This is a genomic window from Pseudomonas mohnii (genome assembly GCF_900105115.1).
Lineage (GTDB): Bacteria > Pseudomonadota > Gammaproteobacteria > Pseudomonadales > Pseudomonadaceae > Aquipseudomonas > Aquipseudomonas mohnii.
Genome location: NZ_FNRV01000001.1, coordinates 567,044 through 584,595 on the forward strand (window position 1 = coordinate 567,044; position 17,552 = coordinate 584,595).

The 17,552-nt window shown below is 62.2% G+C and carries 13 protein-coding genes and 2 riboswitches; of the genes, 5 read left to right on the forward strand and 8 right to left on the reverse strand.

All coding sequences use genetic code 11. The annotated features are described in order from the left end of the window. Positions 1-39: 39 nt before the first annotated feature. Together BLV61_RS02490 and BLV61_RS02495 are read right to left on the reverse strand one after the other, a co-directional pair. On the reverse strand, positions 40-1,599 hold the full coding sequence (locus BLV61_RS02490; RefSeq protein WP_090462289.1) for a TerC family protein: 1,560 nt from the start codon (positions 1,597-1,599) through the stop codon (positions 40-42). Positions 1,600-1,972: 373 nt separating this feature from the next. Continuing rightward, on the reverse strand, positions 1,973-2,839 hold the full coding sequence (locus tag BLV61_RS02495; protein WP_090462292.1) for a LysR family transcriptional regulator: 867 nt from the start codon (positions 2,837-2,839) through the stop codon (positions 1,973-1,975). 103 nt (positions 2,840-2,942) lie between these two features. On the opposite strand from BLV61_RS02495, the gene BLV61_RS02500 reads away from it, so the two are divergent. After that, entirely contained in the window at positions 2,943-4,487 is a 1,545-nt protein-coding gene (locus BLV61_RS02500) for an MFS transporter (RefSeq protein WP_090462294.1), read from the forward strand. Between the two features lie 95 nt (positions 4,488-4,582). On the opposite strand, the gene BLV61_RS02505 is transcribed toward BLV61_RS02500, so the two are convergent. The 4 genes from BLV61_RS02505 to cobW form a co-directional block, all read right to left on the reverse strand. After that, positions 4,583-5,245 (reverse strand): vWA domain-containing protein, encoded by a 663-nt coding sequence (locus BLV61_RS02505; RefSeq protein ID WP_425272113.1) that lies wholly within the window; start codon positions 5,243-5,245, stop codon positions 4,583-4,585. 2 nt (positions 5,246-5,247) lie between these two features. Beyond that, positions 5,248-6,246 (reverse strand): magnesium chelatase ATPase subunit I, encoded by a 999-nt coding sequence (locus tag BLV61_RS02510; RefSeq protein ID WP_090462298.1) that lies wholly within the window; start codon positions 6,244-6,246, stop codon positions 5,248-5,250. Positions 6,247-6,355: 109 nt separating this feature from the next. Next, positions 6,356-10,198 carry a cobaltochelatase subunit CobN gene (gene cobN / locus BLV61_RS02515; RefSeq protein ID WP_090462300.1) on the reverse strand — a complete coding sequence of 1,281 codons (3,843 nt, stop codon included), beginning with the start codon at positions 10,196-10,198 and terminating at the stop codon, positions 6,356-6,358. A gap of 3 nt (positions 10,199-10,201) precedes the next feature. Further along, the gene (gene cobW / locus BLV61_RS02520; protein ID WP_090462303.1) at positions 10,202-11,269 is read right to left on the reverse strand and encodes a cobalamin biosynthesis protein CobW; all 1,068 of its coding nucleotides are present in this window, start codon (positions 11,267-11,269) and stop codon (positions 10,202-10,204) included. A gap of 96 nt (positions 11,270-11,365) precedes the next feature. Next, positions 11,366-11,577: riboswitch (cobalamin riboswitch) on the reverse strand. Between the two features lie 203 nt (positions 11,578-11,780). Then, positions 11,781-12,006, forward strand: a riboswitch (cobalamin riboswitch). A gap of 120 nt (positions 12,007-12,126) precedes the next feature. Between cobW and BLV61_RS02525 the strand changes: the two genes are divergently transcribed. From BLV61_RS02525 to cobM, 4 genes are all read left to right on the forward strand, one after another. Next, positions 12,127-12,321, forward strand: a complete 195-nt coding sequence (locus tag BLV61_RS02525; RefSeq protein ID WP_047529763.1) for a CbtB domain-containing protein — start codon at positions 12,127-12,129, stop codon at positions 12,319-12,321. A gap of 11 nt (positions 12,322-12,332) precedes the next feature. After that, a complete protein-coding gene (locus BLV61_RS02530) occupies positions 12,333-13,037 on the forward strand; it encodes a CbtA family protein (RefSeq protein ID WP_090462305.1) in 705 nt (234 codons plus the stop codon). Then, on the forward strand, positions 13,034-13,447 hold the full coding sequence (locus BLV61_RS02535; protein ID WP_090462307.1) for a cobalamin biosynthesis protein: 414 nt from the start codon (positions 13,034-13,036) through the stop codon (positions 13,445-13,447). Before BLV61_RS02530 ends, BLV61_RS02535 begins: the two co-directional genes overlap by 4 nt. Positions 13,448-13,530: 83 nt before the next feature. After that, complete coding sequence (gene cobM / locus BLV61_RS02540) at positions 13,531-14,277, forward strand: precorrin-4 C(11)-methyltransferase (protein WP_047529769.1); 747 nt, start codon at positions 13,531-13,533, stop codon at positions 14,275-14,277. Between the two features lie 109 nt (positions 14,278-14,386). On the opposite strand, the gene nfuA is transcribed toward cobM, so the two are convergent. Together nfuA and BLV61_RS02550 are read right to left on the reverse strand one after the other, a co-directional pair. Then, positions 14,387-14,971 (reverse strand): Fe-S biogenesis protein NfuA, encoded by a 585-nt coding sequence (nfuA, locus tag BLV61_RS02545; RefSeq protein WP_007959519.1) that lies wholly within the window; start codon positions 14,969-14,971, stop codon positions 14,387-14,389. A gap of 227 nt (positions 14,972-15,198) precedes the next feature. Then, positions 15,199-17,496, reverse strand: coding sequence for a fatty acid cis/trans isomerase (locus BLV61_RS02550; RefSeq protein ID WP_090462309.1), 2,298 nt, complete (start codon positions 17,494-17,496; stop codon positions 15,199-15,201). Positions 17,497-17,552: the final 56 nt, after the last annotated feature.

Below are 17,552 nucleotides of genomic sequence, written 5' to 3' on the forward strand. Positions count from 1 at the left end.
TGGCTTGTCAGAAAAAGGGCCCTCGGGCCCGCCGTAACGTCAGCCGTCGACACGCGCCAGAAACACCCGCGTCACCCGTCGCTCTTCGACCTTGAGGACGGTCATGCGCCAGCCCTGCCACTCATGGCTGTCACCGATCATCGGCAGGCGATCCAACAAGCTCACCACCAACCCGGCCAGGGTTTGATAGTCGTCGGTCGGTTGCGCCGCAAATCCGGTGCGTTGCCGCACCCGCGCCAGGTTCAAGGCGCCACTGACCACAAACCCGCCGTTGTCCTCGATCACATCCGGACCTTCGATCTCACTCGCATCGGGTAACTCGCCGGCAATCGATTCCAGAATGTCGGTCATGGTCAGCACGCCGACGAAATCCCCGAATTCATTGACCACAAAAGCGATGTGGGTCGATGCCTTGCGCATCTGCTCCAGGGCATTGAGGATCGAATAGCTGTCGAGCACATTGATGGTCTGGCGCGCCAGGTGCGCAAGATCAGGCTCGTTACCGGCCAGGTACTCCTTCAGCAGTTCCTTTTTGTGCACGAAGCCCAACGGCTCATCCACTGCACCGTCACGAATCAACGGCAGACGCGAGTAGGACGAATGCATCAACCTTGTACGAATGGCCTCGGCATCATCGTCCAGGTCGATATGATCGACGTCGGCGCGCACGGTCATCAGGGTACGAATCGGCCGTTCAGCCAGTTGCAACACGCCACTGATCATCACCCGCTCGCGACGGTCGAACAGTTCTTCAGTCGGCGCTTCGCCGTTGTCCAACAGGTCGACAATGTCTTCGCCGACCTCCTCCACGGCCAACTTGCGACCGCCCAGCAAGCGCATCACCGCGTGCGCCGTGCGTTCGCGCATCGGTCGCAGGCCCTGCATCGAGCGCTTGCGGCGAGCCCGGGCAATCTGGTTGAACACCTCGATCAGGATCGAGAAACCGATGGCCGCGTACAGGTAGCCCTTGGGAATGTGGAAGCCCAGGCCCTCGGCGGTCAGCGCAAAACCGATCATCATCAAGAAGCCCAGACACAGCATGATCACCGTCGGGTGCGCGTTGACGAAACGGGTCAGCGGTTTGCTGGCGACGATCATCAGGCCGATGGAAATGATCACCGCGATCATCATCACCGCCAGCTCATCGACCATGCCCACAGCGGTAATCACCGCATCGAGGGAGAACACGGCATCGAGCACCACGATTTGCGCCACGATCGGCCAGAACAAGGCGTAGGCCGTGTTGGACGAGCGCTGGCCGACATGCCCTTCGAGGCGTTCGTGCAACTCCATGGTGGCCTTGAACAACAGGAACACACCGCCAAACAACATGATCAGGTCACGGCCGGAGAAGCTCTTGTCGAACACCTCGAACAGCGGTTGGGTCAGGGTGACCAGCCAGGAAATGCTGGCGAGCAGGCCCAGACGCATCAACAACGCCAGGGACAGACCAATGATTCGCGCACGGTCGCGCTGCTCAGGCGGCAACTTGTCGGCGAGGATCGCGATAAACACCAGGTTGTCGATGCCCAGCACCAGTTCCAGCACAATCAGCGTCAACAAGCCCAGCCATGCGGTGGGGTCAGCTATCCATTCCATATAAACGTCTCGATCTCGTCAGTGAATTCAGATTGCCGGGCACGGCAAGGCGCGGCGCAGAGGCCGGGAAACTGCAAGGACAAGGGCGTTTGGGTGCCGGAATAACGGGGGCTTGGCGTGCGTCAAGAACGCGCGTTGGTGCGAAGGGAAAGGGTAACCGGGAGGCTCCGTGAGGGTGTTCATGTAAGTCCTGAATGAAAAAAAGGACTTGGATCGTACAGTTGATCGGGATAATTCCTACAGCCGAAAATCATTTCAAAATCTGTAGAAGATAGGACAGCAGGCTGTGCGGGGACGCCATCGCGAGCAAGCTCGCGCCCACAAAATGCGCGAAAACCTCTGGCAGCAAGTTGCCCGCGACGTTTCCTGCGAGTCAGCCGTTCTTCACCCGCTCAATGTAGCGAACCACCGCCGGTGATTTCTCAAACCGCCGATGGATCAACGCCAGCCACGACGATGCACTGCAATCCTTGACGGGCCGATAGACCACGTTTGGCAAGCTGACATGGCCGACCACCGACTCCGGTACCACCGCCACCCCCTGCCCCAGCGACACCAGCGCGATCACCGCCACCAGCCCACCCGGCTGCGCCCCCAGCTTCGGCACAAAATCGCCCTGAGCGGCCACCTGCAAGGTGCCAACGACTTGTTCGGGGAGGATGAAGTTTTCATTCTGCAAGTGCGCCGAATTGATGACCGTCAAGCGGTTGAGCCACGAGTCCGCCGGCAACGCCAGCACAAAACCTTCGTCGCTCAGGCGTACGCCTTCGATGCCATCGGGCAAGGACAGTGGACAGCGGATGTAGCCCAGGTCGAAGCGCCCCTCAAGAATCATGTTCGGCAAGCTGGCCATGGGGCTTTCACGCACATTGAGGCTGACATCCGGGTATTGGCCGGCAAAACCCTGCACCTGCTTTTGCAGCAGCCCCGAATACACCGCCGAAGCAACATAACCGAGTTCAATGTGCCCGATGTCGCCACGCCCGGCACGCTGGGCATTGCGCTGGGCCGCCTCAAATTGCCGTACCGTGGCTTCGGCCTCGATCACCAGCGCCGCACCCGCTTCGGTCAGGCTGACGTCCCGTGCCTGGCGCAAAAACAGACGCGCGCCCAGTTCGGCTTCCATGTCCTGGATTTGCCGGGTCAGGGTCGGCGGCGCGACCCCCAATTGCTCAGCGGCGCGGGTGAAGTTGCGGTGCCGGGCGACCGCGAGGAAATAGCGGAAATGACGAATGTCCATCGGTGCATTAGCTCAAAGGTAATGAAGTGACGAGGTACGCCTAACAAAGGCTCCGTATACCGGCGATAAGCTGCACGAAACCTCACAGTAGAGAACCCGTGCCATGTCCGTCAAACCCAGGGTGAGCAAGCACCTGACCTTACTTACCGCGTCGGCCGTGTGTTCGCTGATCGTGCTCGACACTAACATCGTCGCCGTTACCTTACCGAGCATCGCCCGGGATCTGGGGGCCAATTTCGCAGACATCGAATGGGTGGTCAGCGCCTACATGCTGGCCTTTGCTGCCTTGCTGCTACCCGCTGGCAGCTTGGCCGACCGCTTTGGCCGGCAGAAAACCCTGATCTGGGGCCTGGGCATTTTCATTCTCGCGTCCCTCGGTTGCGGCGCGGCGCCAAACGCGTTGTTCCTCGACATCGCCCGGGCCATCAAGGGCGTCGGCGCCGCGTTATTGCTGACCTCGGCGCTCGCCTCGATCGGCCACACCTTCCACGATGAAGTGGAACGGGCCAAAGCCTGGGCGTTCTGGGGTGGCTGCATGGGCGTGGCCATGACTGCGGCGCCGACCCTGGGCGGGTTGATTACCGAATATGTCGGTTGGCGCTGGATTTTCTACCTCAACCTGCCCGTCGGCCTGTTCCTGATGTTCATGGTCTGGCGTGCAGTCCCGGAATCCCGTGACGCTCAGGCTGCGCGCCTCGACCCATGGGGCAGCCTCGCCTTCAGCGCAAGCTTGCTGTGCCTGATCTGGGGCCTGATCGAAGCCAGCCGGATCGGCTGGAACAGCCCCCTCACCTACACCCGCCTGTTGGGCGGTGCGCTGTTAATGGGCTTGTTTGTGCTGATCGAGCGCCTGCAACAGCGGCCGATGATCGACCTGCAACTGTTCAGGCATCCGCGCTTCATCGGCGCCCTGCTCGGCATGTTCGCCTACGCCGCGTGCGCCCAAGTGATGATGACCCTGCTGCCGTTTTACCTGCAGAACGGCTTGGGCTTCAGCGCCATTTCCGCGGGGCTGGGCATGTTGCCGTTTGCCGTGACCATGTTGATCTTCCCGCGCCTCGGTGCGCGCCTGGCCGGACGTGTGACCCCGGCAAACATGATGGCCATCGGCCTGACGCTGGTGGGCAGCGGCAACCTGCTCAGCGCCTGGGCGGTCAACAGCGGCGGCTACCTGCCCTTCGCCCTGGCGATCGCCGTGACCGGTGCCGGCGCCGGGTTGCTCAATGGTGATACGCAGAAAAACATCATGGCCTGCGTGCCGCGCGAGCGCACCGGCATGGCCTCGGGCATGAGCACCACCATGCGTTTCAGTGCGGTGATGCTGGCCATCGGCGTGTATGGTGCGCTGCTTTCCGGGCATAGCGAACGGCTCCTGCACGACAGCCTCTCGGCACAGGGCGGACAGTGGCTCGAGCAAACCCAGGGCGTCGCCTCGCGGGTGGTGGCCGGTGACATGCCGGCGGCGATGAGCCTGTTGCCACAAGCCGCGCGGCCGGTGGTGGAACCACTGGCGCGACAGGCGTTCGTGGGCGGTTTCAGCCTGTTGCTGTGGGTCGCCGGCCTGGCGGGATTATTGGGCGCCGGGGTTGTGGGAACGCTGATGCGCAAGCCGATTCCAGCGCAGCGCTCAGCCTTGGTGCTTGAATGACACCCGGCGTGCAGGCCTGTGAGGAAGGGTGAGCCTGCCGAATTCGTCTTTGAATGTGCAGTCCGACGATGAGGGAAGCCTGGGCACCGCGCATCTCAGCCGGGAAGCAATCCGTCGATATGCCGATAATCAGCCTGCAACTGCGCCGCCAGGACCCTGCTGCGCCCGAGGCGAATCGGCCCGCGCTCGATGTCGATCACCAGTCCCGGACAATCGAGCGAGGGCAACGTCGGCCAGTCCTTCAAGCGGCCATCGGTCACCAGCAATAACCGTTGCTGCTCCGCCGGGAAGTGCTTGCGCCGCGCTCCCAGCCAGCGCCCCGCTTCACTCAACGCCGCCAGCAACGGCGTGCCACCGCCGGCACCGAGCCCATCGAGCAAGTGACGCAAACCGCTGGACGCCTTCAACCCTTGCACCTGCCACTTCGGCTGCGTTCCGCTGGCGGTCAGCAAGGCCAGGCGCGCGCGTTGGCGGTAAGCATCGTCGAACAGCTGCGCCAGCAAGCCCTTGGCATCACTCAAGGCGTGATGGCGACGCGTGGATGCCGACGCATCGACGATCACCAGCCACAGCTCATGGGCTGAACGGGTACGCAGGTGGAATAACAGGTCATCGCGCTGACGTGGCCGGCCGTTCAGCAACGTGCCGGGCCAGTTGATCGAACCGTCGCGCGCGGCGTGACGCTTGCCCTGTTTGCCGTGATCGAGGCGCCCTGCGCGGGGTCTGGCATTCGCCCCCGCGTCAGAGCGAGGGCGAATGCCTAGGGCTTTTTTGGCCAGCTCGGCACTTCACGACGAGCCCCGACCGGCAGCGCCTGAGCGGGCATTTCGCCCCACTGCCCCTGGCCTTCGCCGGCGTTTGGCTGTTGACCGGCGTGGGACTGTTGCTGTTGGGGTGCCGGTGGCGCTTGCTCGCGACGGCGATGGCGCAACGCGAATTCGGCAACCGCATCGATATCTTCCACAGCGATGGCTCGCGCCCCGCGCCAGGCGGCATGGGCCCGCGCCGCGCGCAACCAGACCAGGTCGGCACGCAAACCGTCGACGCCGGCGGCAAAACAACGCTCGGTAATCTGCGACAGGGCGTCATCGTCGAGGGCAATGCTGACCAATGTGCTGCGCGCCTGCTGGCAACGCTCGCGCAACGACTGCTGCTGGCCTTCCCACTCAGCGCAGAAGCCGTGCGGATCGGTGTCGAAGTCCAGGCGCCGCCGGATGATTTGCCCGCGTTCGGCCGGTGCGGTATGGCCACCAAGGGCAACGTTCAAGCCAAAACGATCGAGCAGTTGCGGGCGTAACTCGCCCTCTTCCGGGTTCATGGTGCCAATCAATACGAACTTCGCCGAATGCCGATGGGAGATGCCGTCGCGTTCGACCAGGTTGGTGCCGCTGGCGGCCACGTCGAGCAGCAGATCGACGAGGTGATCGGGCAGCAGATTCACTTCATCGACGTAGAGCACGCCACCGTCAGCCTTGGCCAGCACGCCCGGGGAAAATTGCGCGCGACCTTCGCTCAATGCGGCGTCGAGATCGAGCGTGCCCACCAGGCGCTCTTCAGTGGCGCCCAAAGGCAAGGTGACGAATTGACCGCTGGCCAGCAGGTCCGCCAGGCCACGGGCCAGGGTCGACTTGGCCATGCCGCGCGGGCCTTCGATCAACACACCGCCGATCTTCGGGTCGATGGCGGTCAGGCATAGCGCGAGTTTCAAATCGTCGGCGCCGACCACGGCGGAGAGCGGGAAATGGGGGGTATCGGTCATTGTTCAATCTCGGTCATGGTCGGTGATTTCGAAAGCGGCGTGTCAGTGGCTATTGATGTGACTGACGCTCCATCGCGAGCAAGCTCGCTCCCACAGGGTCGGCGGTGTATTAACTGTCTTCTTCTATATCCAGCAACAGATTCTCCAGCGCCTCGCGATACTCGCCCGGCGCTTTCCACATACCCCGCTGTTGCGCTTCGAGCATGCGTTCAGTCATGTCGCGCAAGGCATGGGGGTTGTGCTCGCGGACGAAGTCACGGGTATTGGCGTCGAGCAAATACGCATCCGCCAGCAGCGCGTATTGGTGATCGTCGATCAACCGGGTGGTGGCATCGAACGCGAACAGGTTATCGACCGTCGCGGCCATTTCGAACGCGCCTTTGTAGCCATGACGCTTGACGCCTTCGAGCCACTTCGGGTTGGCCGCCCGGGAGCGGATGACCCGGTTCAGTTCTTCCTTGAGCGTGCGGATTCTGGGCAGGTCCGGCTGGCTATGGTCGCCGTGATAACTGGCCGCCGTTGCACCACTGAGGCTTTCCACGGCGGCCAACATGCCACCCTGGAACTGGTAATAGTCGTTAGAGTCGAGCAGATCGTGCTCGCGGTTGTCCTGGTTTTGCAGCACCGCTTGCACCTGGCTCAGGCGCTGGGCGAACTGCTCGCGGGCAGCGGTGCCTTCGTCGGAACCGCCGTAGGCGTAGCCACCCCAGTTCAGATACACCTCGGCCAGATCCTCGCGGCTCTGCCACAGGCGACCGTCGATGGCACCCTGCACGCCCGCGCCATACGCGCCGGGCTTGGCACCGAAGATGCGCCAACCGGCCTGGCGTCTGGCCGCGTCTTCGTCCAGTCCCGATTGCAACAACGCTTCACGTTCGGCGCGAACCTTGGCCGCCAGGGGGTTGAGGTCGTCGGGTTCGTCCAGCGCGGCAACCGCTTGCACGGCGGCGTCGAACAGGCGGATCAGATTGGCGAAGGCATCGCGGAAGAAACCCGAGACGCGCAACGTCACGTCGACGCGGGGGCGGTCGAGCAAACTCAGCGGCAGGATTTCGAAGTCGTCGACCCGCTGACTGCCCGTCGCCCACACCGGACGCACGCCCATCAGCGCCATGGCCTGGGCGATGTCGTCGCCACCGGTACGCATGGTCGCGGTGCCCCACACCGACAGACCGAGCTGGCGCAAGTGATCGCCATGGTCTTGCAGGTGACGCTCAAGGATCAGGTTGGCTGACTGGAACCCGATGCGCCATGCCGTGGTGGTCGGCAGGTTACGCACGTCTACCGAGTAGAAGTTGCGCCCGGTCGGCAACACATCCAGGCGTCCGCGACTCGGTGCACCGCTGGGGCCGGCCGGAACAAAGCGCCCGCTCAGGGCATCGAGCAGGCCGCGCATTTCGGCCGGGCCACAGGCGTCCAGGCGTGGTGCGACCACTTCGCGCAGGTTGTCGAGGATGGCTTGCACCTCGGTCCAGCTCGCCTCCTGTAGGAGCGAGTTTGCTCGCGGGGGTGTGTCAGCCGCATTGATGTCAACTGACACACCATCGCGAGCAGGCTCGCTCCTACAAGGGGCATCCAGCGCCTGCGAGATCAGTTGTGTGGCAAACAGTTCCAGGCGTTCGCGGGTGTCGCCGGTAATGCGCCAGGGTTCATCGCTGATCGACAACAACGCATGCGGACGCGGCCCGTTCCACGGCTCGGCCAGTGCACAATCCAGCGGATCGAACCCCAGTTCAAACGCTTTCGCCAGCGCCCTGAGCAGGCTTGATTGCGCACCACGTCCATCGCCACGGGGAATGCGCAGCAGTGCGAGCAAGGTGTCGATGCGCAGGCGCCCGGTCGGTGACTCCCCGAACACGTGCAGGCCATCGCGGATCTGCGACTCTTTCAAATCGCACAGGTAGGTGTCCAGACGCGGCAACCAGATCGCCGCGTCGGCATCGCTGTCGAGTGGCTCGTCCAGTTGCAGTTCGCGGTCGATGTGCGTGTCGCGCACCAGTTGCAGGATGTCGCGCTGCAACTCGCGGGCACGCCGAGGATCGAGCAGTTGCGCTTCGTAGTACTCATCCGCCAACAGTTCGAGATTGCGCAGCGGTCCGTAGGTTTCGGCGCGGGTCAGCGGCGGCATCAAGTGATCGATGATCACCGCTTGCGTGCGTCGTTTGGCCTGGGCGCCCTCGCCCGGATCGTTGACGATGAACGGATAGACATTCGGCAACGGCCCGAGCAACGCGTCCGGCCAACAGTGTTCGGAGAGCCCGACACCCTTGCCCGGCAGCCATTCGAGGTTGCCATGCTTGCCGACGTGGATCACGCCGTGGGCGCCGTAGGTGTTGCGCAACCAGAAGTAAAACGCGAGATAACCATGGGGCGGCACCAGGTCCGGGTCGTGATACACCGCGCTCGGGTCCACCTGATAGCCCCGCGCCGGTTGAATGCCGACGAACGTCAGGCCGAAACGCAACCCGGCAATCATCATCCGCCCGGCGCGGCACATCGGATCGCTCTCGGGGGCGCCCCACCGTTGTAGCACTGCCCGGCGGTTGGCTTCGGGCAGCGCGTTGAACATCTGCAGGTAATCGTCCATGGCCAGGCTTTGCTGACACGGGCGTTGGTCGAGGGTATCGAGATCGTTGCTGACGCCGCCGAGCAGTTGCTGGATCAACGCGGTGCCGCTGTCCGGCAACGGCGCCGGCAATGGATAACCTTCGGCCTGCAATGCACGGAGGATATTCAGTGCCGCGGCCGGGGTGTCGAGGCCGACGCCATTGCCGATACGCCCGTCGCGGGTCGGGTAATTGGCGAGAATCAGCGCTATGCGTTTTTCGGCATTCGGCAACCGCGCCAGATCAATCCAGCGCCGCGCCAGTTCGGCGACAAAGTCCATGCGTTCCGGTTGCGCGCGGTAGCAAACCACATCGGACTCACTGCGCTCACTGCGCCAGGCCAGATCCTTGAAGCTGATCGGTCGGCTGATGATCCGCCCGTCCAGTTCCGGCAGTGCGATATGCATCGCCAGATCACGCGGGCCGAGCCCTTGCTCGCTTGCTCGCCATCCCGGCTCGTTATCCTGGGCGCAAATTGCCTGAATCACCGGGATGTTGCGGCGAAAAGGACGCAAATGCGGAGCTTCAGGGCTCGATTGTGCGAAACCGGTAGTATTGAGAATCACCGAGGCGCAGACCTCGTCCAGCCAGTCCTCGACCACCGAAAGGCAGCCGGGCTCTTTTAGACTGGCCAGTGCGATGGGCAACGGATTCAACCCCGCTGCCTGCAACCGCTGGCAGAAGACATCGATGAACGCGGTGTTCGCCGCCTGCAAGTGCGAGCGGTAGAACAGCACCGCCGCCACGGGTTGACCGGCCCGCCATTCGGCTTGCCAATCACTCAGTTGCGCGGGACTTTTGTGCGGGTGATAGATCGCGGTGCGCGGCAAGACTTGTGGCTCGGACCAGGGGTAGTCACGACCCAGCCAGCGATTGGCCAGGCAGCGAAACAGGTCCAGCGCATTGCCCATGCCACCCTGGCGCAGGAAGTGCCAGAGCCGGTCGCGGTCCTGCGGGGTCACTGTGCTGAGGTCGCTCAGCTCCGGGTCGGGACGGTCATCGCCCGGCACCAGAATCAACTGCACCCCACGCCGGGAAAGCTCCACCAGCCGCTCGACGCCATAACGCCAATAGGCAATGCCGCCGTGCAGCGAGATCAGAATGACCTTGGCGTGGCGCAGCACTTCGTCGACGTACAAATCGACCGAAGCGTGATTCTGCACCTGCATCGGGTTGGCCAGGCGCACGCTCGGGTAATCGTCAGGCAACTGCTGGGCCGCTTCGGCGAGCAGCGCCAGGCTGGAATCGCCGCTGCACAGGATCACCAGCTCGGCGGGAGTTTGTCCAAGGTCGGCAATGTTGTCGTCCGACACGAAACCGCCGGGCTGGGTCCTGAGCAGGTGCATGGCTTATACGCTGAGCGCGGCGCGCAATTGCGTTTCGAGCAGCGCGGCGTCCAGCGCCTGGCCGATCAACACCAGACGTGTGGTGCGCGCTTCTTCGCGACCCCACTGACGGTCGAAGTGTTTGTCAAAACGAGTGCCCACGCCCTGGATCAAAAGGCGCATCGGTTTGTTCGGGATCGCCGCGAAGCCCTTGACCCGCAGGATGCTGTGCTCCACCACCAATTGCGTCAGCGCGTCCATCAGCAAGCTCTCGTCGGAGGCCGGCAGCTCGATGGAGATGGAGTCGAAAGCGTCGTGATCGTGGTCGTCGTGATCATCATCGTCGTGGTGATGATCGTGATGGCTGTGGCGGCTGTCGATGTGTTCTTCGGAACCGGCGCCCAGGCCGATCAGAACGTCCAGTGGCAGGCGACCGCTGCTGGCTTCAATGACTTTCACCGCAGGCGGCAACTCTTCAGCGACTTCCAGGCGCACGCGGGCCAGGTCTTCCGGGCTGATCAGGTCAGCCTTGTTGAGGATCACCAGGTCGGCACTGGACAACTGATCGGCGAACAGCTCGTGCAGCGGCGATTCGTGGTCCAGGTTCGGGTCAAGTTTGCGCTGGGCGTCCACCTGATCCGGGAACGCGGCGAAGGTGCCGGCGGCGACGGCCGGGCTATCGACCACGGTGATCACCGCGTCAACGGTGCAGGCGCTGCGGATTTCCGGCCACTGGAAGGCCTGGACCAGCGGCTTTGGCAGCGCCAGGCCGGAGGTTTCGATGAGGATATGGTCGAGATCGCCGCGACGGGCCACCAGTTCGCGCATCACCGGGAAGAACTCTTCCTGAACGGTGCAACACAGGCAGCCGTTGGCCAGTTCGTAGACGCGACCATTGGCTTCCTCTTCGGTACAGCCGATGGAGCACTGCTTGAGGATTTCACCGTCGATGCCCAGCTCGCCGAACTCGTTGACGATCACCGCGATGCGACGCCCTTGAGCGTTGTCGAGCATGTGCCGCAGCAAGGTGGTTTTGCCCGAGCCGAGGAAGCCGGTAACGATGGTGACGGGGAGTTTGGCCAGTGTTTTCATCGGATGCCCTTTGGCAAGGTGGCGGGCATACGGGACGAGTACCGGCAACGCTTGTGCGCCGGATGCGTTCGCCACCGGATCACCCCGCCCGGTTGTAGTGAGAATCTGTTCGAGGCAGGTCTCCTGGCTGACGGCGTGCCAGTCGCTTGACTGGCGTTGGCTGCGCCTTCCCGCGGGCTCAGGACCTGAGCGTGCAGTGGCGTGGCAGCGAACATCACCGTTCACAGTTGCGGGGGCAGCCGCGGCATCGACCGCGTTCCCTTCTTAGCTTCGGCAAACGCCGAAGAACCTCGAAAGCGCAAGGCTACGCATCGTATTGGGGCGGGTCAATGTTCATGCTGAGTTGTACAGCACCTGAACGCCGTCATCGCGAGCAAGCTCGCACCCGCAGGGATCGGACTCTCTGAGAAAAATGCGGTCAAATGTGGGTGCGAGCTTGCTCGCGATTGAAGCAACTCGGCCCCGAGTTGAGAACACTTGCCAATTGACGCCCCACCTCTGCCCATGCTCTCCTACACGCCTTGTTACGGGTGCCCTTCACAGGGTGAAACGGGAAACCGGTGAATCATGTGCTTTACTCTAAAGCCATGTCAGTCCGGTGCTGCCCCCGCAACGGTAAGCGAGCGAAGCGTCAGATCCACTGTGCCAGTGCGGCATGGGAAGGTGATGCTTGCAGGTTCAGGCGATAGCCAGCACCCCTCGTGAGCCCGGAGACCGGCCCGCAACACAAAGTGAACCTTACAATCACTGAATGACAAACCCGCGGTGGGCGGGCGCTGTTCGAACCTCTGCGCGCTCGCTCGTGCAGGGATTTGCATGCGCTCGCATTCCCCGCTGACAGAACTGAGGGAAGCGCCATGTCGATCATCAGCAGCACCGGCCACAGCACCACCACCAGCAGCACCACTACCCTGACTCAACGCCTGACCGCCGCCGTGTGTGCGTCGATCCTTGGTGCGTGCCTTGTGTATTTCGCCGGTTTCTCGCACATTGAGGCGGTTCACAACGCCGCTCACGATACCCGTCACAGCGCTGCCTTCCCGTGCCATTGAGACCTGTCGACATGATCAAGCGTATTGCGCAAACCGCGGGGTTCACGGGGCTGCTGGCCGCCCTGCTGCTGACCCTGCTGCAAAGCTTCTGGGTCGCTCCGTTGATTTTGCAGGCCGAAACCTACGAAAAATCCGAACCCGCTGCTGTTGAAGTCCACGAACACGCCCCTGGCGTCGCCGCCCACACCCACGATGCCGAAGCCTGGGAGCCGGAAAACGGCTGGCAGCGCGTGTTGTCGACCACCGGCGGCAATCTTGTGGTGGCTGTCGGCTTCGCCCTGATGCTCGCCGGCCTGTACACCTTGCGCGCGCCGACCAAAACCTCTCAGGGATTGCTCTGGGGGCTGGCCGGTTACGCGACCTTCGTGCTCGCGCCGACCCTTGGCCTGCCACCGGAACTGCCAGGCACCGCCGCTGCCGATCTGGCGCAACGGCAGACCTGGTGGATTGGCACCGCCGCTTCAACCGCAGTCGGCATCGCGCTGATCGCGTTCAGCCGTCACTGGCTGATGAAAGTCCTCGGTGCAGCCATCATTGCCGTCCCTCATGTGATTGGCGCGCCGCAGCCGGACGTGCACTCGATGCTGGCACCGCAAGCACTGGAAACCCAATTCAAAATCGCTTCGCAGCTGACCAATGTCGCGTTCTGGCTGGCCCTGGGCCTGATCAGCGCCTGGCTGTTCCGCCGCAAGAGCGATGGCCAATACCACGCATGACCGATACCGGCACAGCGCCGACCCTGGTGGTCGGCCTGGGCTGCCAACGGGGCTGCCCCGTCACCACGTTACGGGCGTTGATCGATCAGGCGTTGCAAGCGCACCAGATCGAACTGCATCAGATCAAGGCCCTGGCTAGTATCGATTTGAAGCGAGATGAGCCGGCCCTTGTCGAACTGGCCGAGCAACTCGCGCTGCCACTGACGTATTTCAGCAGCGAACAGTTGGCCAGCTATGAGCCACAACTCAGCCATCATTCGCAGATCGCCTTCGAGCGAACCGGCTGCTACGGCATCGCGGAAAGTGCCGCCCTGGCCTTGACCGAACAGTTAACCCATTCGCCGGCCAAACTACTGATTAAGCGGCAAAAATATGCCCAGGCCACCTTCGCATTGGCCTGCTCGACGTAAAATCCTCGATAATCCGCGCTTTCGATCATGAGCAATCTTCATCTGCTGCCTTGCCCAGCCCCTTTTTCCCACAGGAATCGACGATGACCGTCTACTTCATAGGCGCAGGTCCTGGCGACCCCGAGCTGATCACCGTCAAAGGCCAGCGGCTGATTCGCAGCTGCCCGGTGATCATCTATGCCGGTTCGCTGGTGCCCGCCGCAGTACTGCAGGGGCATTGCGCCGAGCAGGTGGTCAACAGCGCCGAACTGCATCTGGAACAGATTATCGACCTAATCAAGACCGCCGACGCCAAGGGCCAGGACGTGGCTCGCGTGCATTCTGGCGACCCGAGCCTGTATGGCGCCATCGGCGAGCAGATTCGCTACCTGCGCGAACTCGGCATTGCCTTTGAAATCATTCCCGGGGTCACCGCTACGGCCGCCTGCGCAGCGCTTTTGGGGGCGGAGCTGACCCTGCCCGACGTCTCACAGAGTGTGATCCTGACCCGATACGCGGACAAAACCGTGATGCCGGCCGGCGAGGAATTAGGCAGCCTGGCGCAACATGGAGCCACCATGGCGATTCACCTGGGGGTCAATCATCTGGAAAAGATTCTGGCCGAATTGCTGCCGCATTACGGCGCGGATTGCCCGATCGCGGTGATTCACCGAGCGACCTGGCCGGATCAGGATTGGGTGGTGGGTACGCTGGAAGACATTGCCGGGAAGGTTCAGGCCAAGGGGTTTCGGCGCACGGCATTGATTCTGGTGGGACGGGTGCTGGGCAGTGACCATTTCAGCGAGTCGTCGCTGTATCGCGCAGGGCATGCGCATCTCTATCGACCTTGAACCCTGCTGAATCCTGTGGCGAGGGGGCTTGTCGGATCGCCACAGGTTATCGAACACCCATAAAAAACGGCGCTCACGGGCGCCGTTTTTTAATTTCGCAGCGAACGCCTTAGTAGTAGGCGTTTTCTTTCTGCGTGTGGTCAGTCACGTCACGAACACCCTTGAGCTCGGGGATACGCTCGAGCAAGGTGCGCTCGATGCCTTCCTTCAGGGTGACGTCTGCCTGGCCGCAGCCCTGGCAACCACCGCCGAACTGGAGAACGGCGATGCCGTCTTCAACCACGTCGATCAGGCTGACCTGACCACCATGGCTGGCCAGCCCAGGGTTGATTTCGGTTTGCAGGTAATAGTTGATGCGCTCGTTGATCGGGCTGTCGGCGTTGACCATCGGGACTTTGGCGTTTGGCGCCTTGATGGTCAATTGGCCGCCCATACGGTCGGTGGCGTAGTCGACAACCGCGTCGTCCAGGAAAGCTTCGCTGAACGAATCGATGTAAGCGGTGAAGCTTTTGAGCCCCAGCGCCGTGTCTTCGGGTTTTTCTTCGCCCGGCTTGCAGTAGGCAATGCAGGTTTCGGCGTACTGGGTGCCAGGCTGGGTGATAAAGACGCGGATGCCAATGCCCGGGGTGTTCTGCTTGGAGAGCAGATCAGCCAGATAATCGTGGGCGGCGTCGGTGATGGTTATAGCGGTCATGGAAACTCCTCGCAGGCTTGGGCGCAGTTTACGCCAATCATCGCGCCGGACAAAGTCCCAGTATTTTTGTCAGGAAAGAACAGGAGCAGCCTCACCCGGCTATTCGCCGTCAATCGCGACTTTAAACCACCGATAGCTGCAGTTGACCACCCAATCGCGGCTTTCCAACGATCCTGATCCGATGGTCGCTATACAGATCAGGACATCAGGCGCCTTGCAAAAATCGATCAAAGATTCTGGTAGCGATTCATGTCCAGCACGCCCTCTTCAACTGGATCGGTCTCATGGATATAGCGGCTCAGGTCATGGAAGTACTGCCAGAACTGCGGATGGCTGCGCCTTACCCCCCAGCGATCGACAATCCTCTCGAAGCTGCCGGCATCTTTGGCGTTTTCCATGGCGTCGACAAAGGCCGGGACTTGTTCGGCGGGAATGTTGAACATGAAGTTCGGGTAGCTGCTCATGACCCCCGGAAAAATGGTGAGCGTGTCGAGCCCTGGCTCATACCGCAGCGACTCGCCAATCAGGAACGCCACGTTGCTGTGTGCGCGGTTGCGCAACAGGCTGTAGACCACACGTTGGCCACTCGCGGTCTCGACGCGCAGCATGGTCGCTTCAGGCAGCTGGTCTATGACCTTGAGTCCGGCCGCCGGGCGCGAAGTCAGACGACTCAGGGCTTGTTCGGCGTCCTGCAGGTCCGGATCGATGTTGGGTCGCGAGCAATAGGCACCGTCGCAGCGATTGATCGGGTCCGGGTTGGCATTGAGCTCGCCATAGCGTGTCAGCAACTGCATGGCAAAATCGCGTTTGGGGTCCTTCGGATCGAGTTTCAGCGCGGTCGGCGTGTCGTTGTCAATCGATTCGTAGTCCAGCCACATCTTGAATTTGCCACTGCTCTGGTACCAGTCGTCCAGGTAATCGTCGCGGGAGTTGGCCGGCATCAGGCGCAGGAAGTTCTGCTCCGCGCCGTTGCGGATCAGGTCGAAATACAAGCGCGTCTGGGCTTGATGCGAGACGTTGCCGAACACATCGAAATTCACCGCCAACTGATAGTAAGTGCGCTCCAGCAACGGGAAGTCGAACAGCCAGATGGTTTGCGGCACGTCGCCGATCAGGCCCTTGGTCACCGAGGCGCTGTCGAAATGTCGAAAGATGCTCAACAAGGCGTTGTCATTGCCTGCCCACAGGCTCGACCAGCTCGGAGGCCGCAAGTCCGCGTAGCTGTCGCGGCGCAGGGCTTCATACGCGTTGCGCTTGTCGCGGTAGTCATGCCACAGGCTCAGGACACTGCCCACGTCATCGTTCTGCCCCGGCATTGCCAACAACGGAGTCGCTTGGCCGCGGTAGTTCGGGTCGGTGATGTAGAGGTCATGTTCCGGGGCCTGGAACAGCGCCCAGAAATTATCGCGAATCACGTCCGTGGCAATCTGACCCCGGCAGACCGGGCCGCGAATAAAGGTGCGTACGAAATATTCGGCGTTATCGAGCATGAACTGATAACGCGCCTGGGCCGGGATGGCTTCGAAGGTGGTAAACGGATTGGCCCGGCGTTCCGGCCCATAGCCCGGCAGCGCGTTGACCTGCCAGTTGCCGTTGTAGAACAGGCTTTTGATCCGCGCCATCTTCGCCGCGCTCAGCGGATAGGTGATGTGGGTCTTGTGCACGATCACGCCTTGTACCGGCCACAGGCGGTAATAGATCTGAGTGCCGGGATCGTCATTGGGCCGGCGGGTGTTGATCAGATCGATAGGCTGGCCGCTCGGCGTGCGCGAACGCACCCACTGGAAGAAATGCCCGGGTTCGCCATCCTTGAAATAGATGTGCGCAAGAAACCAGTGCTCGAACAGCCAGCGTCCCACCAGACTTTGTCGCGCACCCGGCGCATTCAGCAGGTTCTCCCACTGCACCACCTCCAAGGCTTCTTTCGCACTGGGCGCCAGGCCTTGCTCATCGATGGGCGCGCCAGAGGCCAGCCAGCGCTGCAACGTCTGATACTGCTGATCGGTCAGCCCCGTCACCGCCAACGGCATGCCCTCCTTCGGGTGGGAACCGGCATAGGCATCGAACTCCGCCGGCATGGCGCACGTGTTTTCCCGATTCAGACCCAGGACAATGTCTTCGGGCAGCTTGGCATTGGGCTGCATTGGCGCCTTATGGCCCAACTCGAGCATCCGCGCCATCAGCGCGGCCTGACTGCCCTGGGCGTCGAGCACTGAATAGAAGCCCTTTTGCTGCCAGGCACGCTTGCCGAAGGCGTCATAAAACAACCGGGTCGGCGCGGCGGCCTGACTGCGATCACCGTCATAGACCGGGATTTTGCTGGCGCCGCGTGCCGCGCCTTCGCCGCTGCCCAGGTTGAGCTGACAGGCGGAGTCGTAGCAAGCGTGGCAGGCCACACATTTTTCAGTGAAGATCGGTTGAATGTCGCGCGTGTAGGAAATGCCGTTAGTCACAGCGGGACTTTGCGCGACGGCGCCCCAGCTAAACAGCAACAACGCAATGCTGATGACGACGCGATACGACATGTCCCTGGTCCCGATCTTTAAAAAAACGCCGCGATTCTACCGGTCCGGCCATCACA

Bases quoted from the DNA above. Each gene is read 5' to 3' on its own strand.
- cobN (WP_090462300.1), bottom strand. From the start codon at position 10,198: ATGCACCTGCTCAGGACCCAGCCCGGCGGTTTCGTGTCGGACGACAAC.
- BLV61_RS02535 (WP_090462307.1), top strand. From the start codon at position 13,034: ATGACCGATACCGGCACAGCGCCGACCCTGGTGGTCGGCCTGGGCTGC.
- BLV61_RS02525 (WP_047529763.1), top strand. From the start codon at position 12,127: ATGTCGATCATCAGCAGCACCGGCCACAGCACCACCACCAGCAGCACC.
- BLV61_RS02510 (WP_090462298.1), bottom strand. From the start codon at position 6,246: ATGACCGATACCCCCCATTTCCCGCTCTCCGCCGTGGTCGGCGCCGAC.
- BLV61_RS02550 (WP_090462309.1), bottom strand. From the start codon at position 17,496: ATGTCGTATCGCGTCGTCATCAGCATTGCGTTGTTGCTGTTTAGCTGG.
- BLV61_RS02530 (WP_090462305.1), top strand. From the start codon at position 12,333: ATGATCAAGCGTATTGCGCAAACCGCGGGGTTCACGGGGCTGCTGGCC.
- BLV61_RS02490 (WP_090462289.1), bottom strand. From the start codon at position 1,599: ATGGAATGGATAGCTGACCCCACCGCATGGCTGGGCTTGTTGACGCTG.
- cobW (WP_090462303.1), bottom strand. From the start codon at position 11,269: ATGAAAACACTGGCCAAACTCCCCGTCACCATCGTTACCGGCTTCCTC.
- BLV61_RS02495 (WP_090462292.1), bottom strand. From the start codon at position 2,839: ATGGACATTCGTCATTTCCGCTATTTCCTCGCGGTCGCCCGGCACCGC.
- cobM (WP_047529769.1), top strand. From the start codon at position 13,531: ATGACCGTCTACTTCATAGGCGCAGGTCCTGGCGACCCCGAGCTGATC.
- nfuA (WP_007959519.1), bottom strand. From the start codon at position 14,971: ATGACCGCTATAACCATCACCGACGCCGCCCACGATTATCTGGCTGAT.
- BLV61_RS02500 (WP_090462294.1), top strand. From the start codon at position 2,943: ATGTCCGTCAAACCCAGGGTGAGCAAGCACCTGACCTTACTTACCGCG.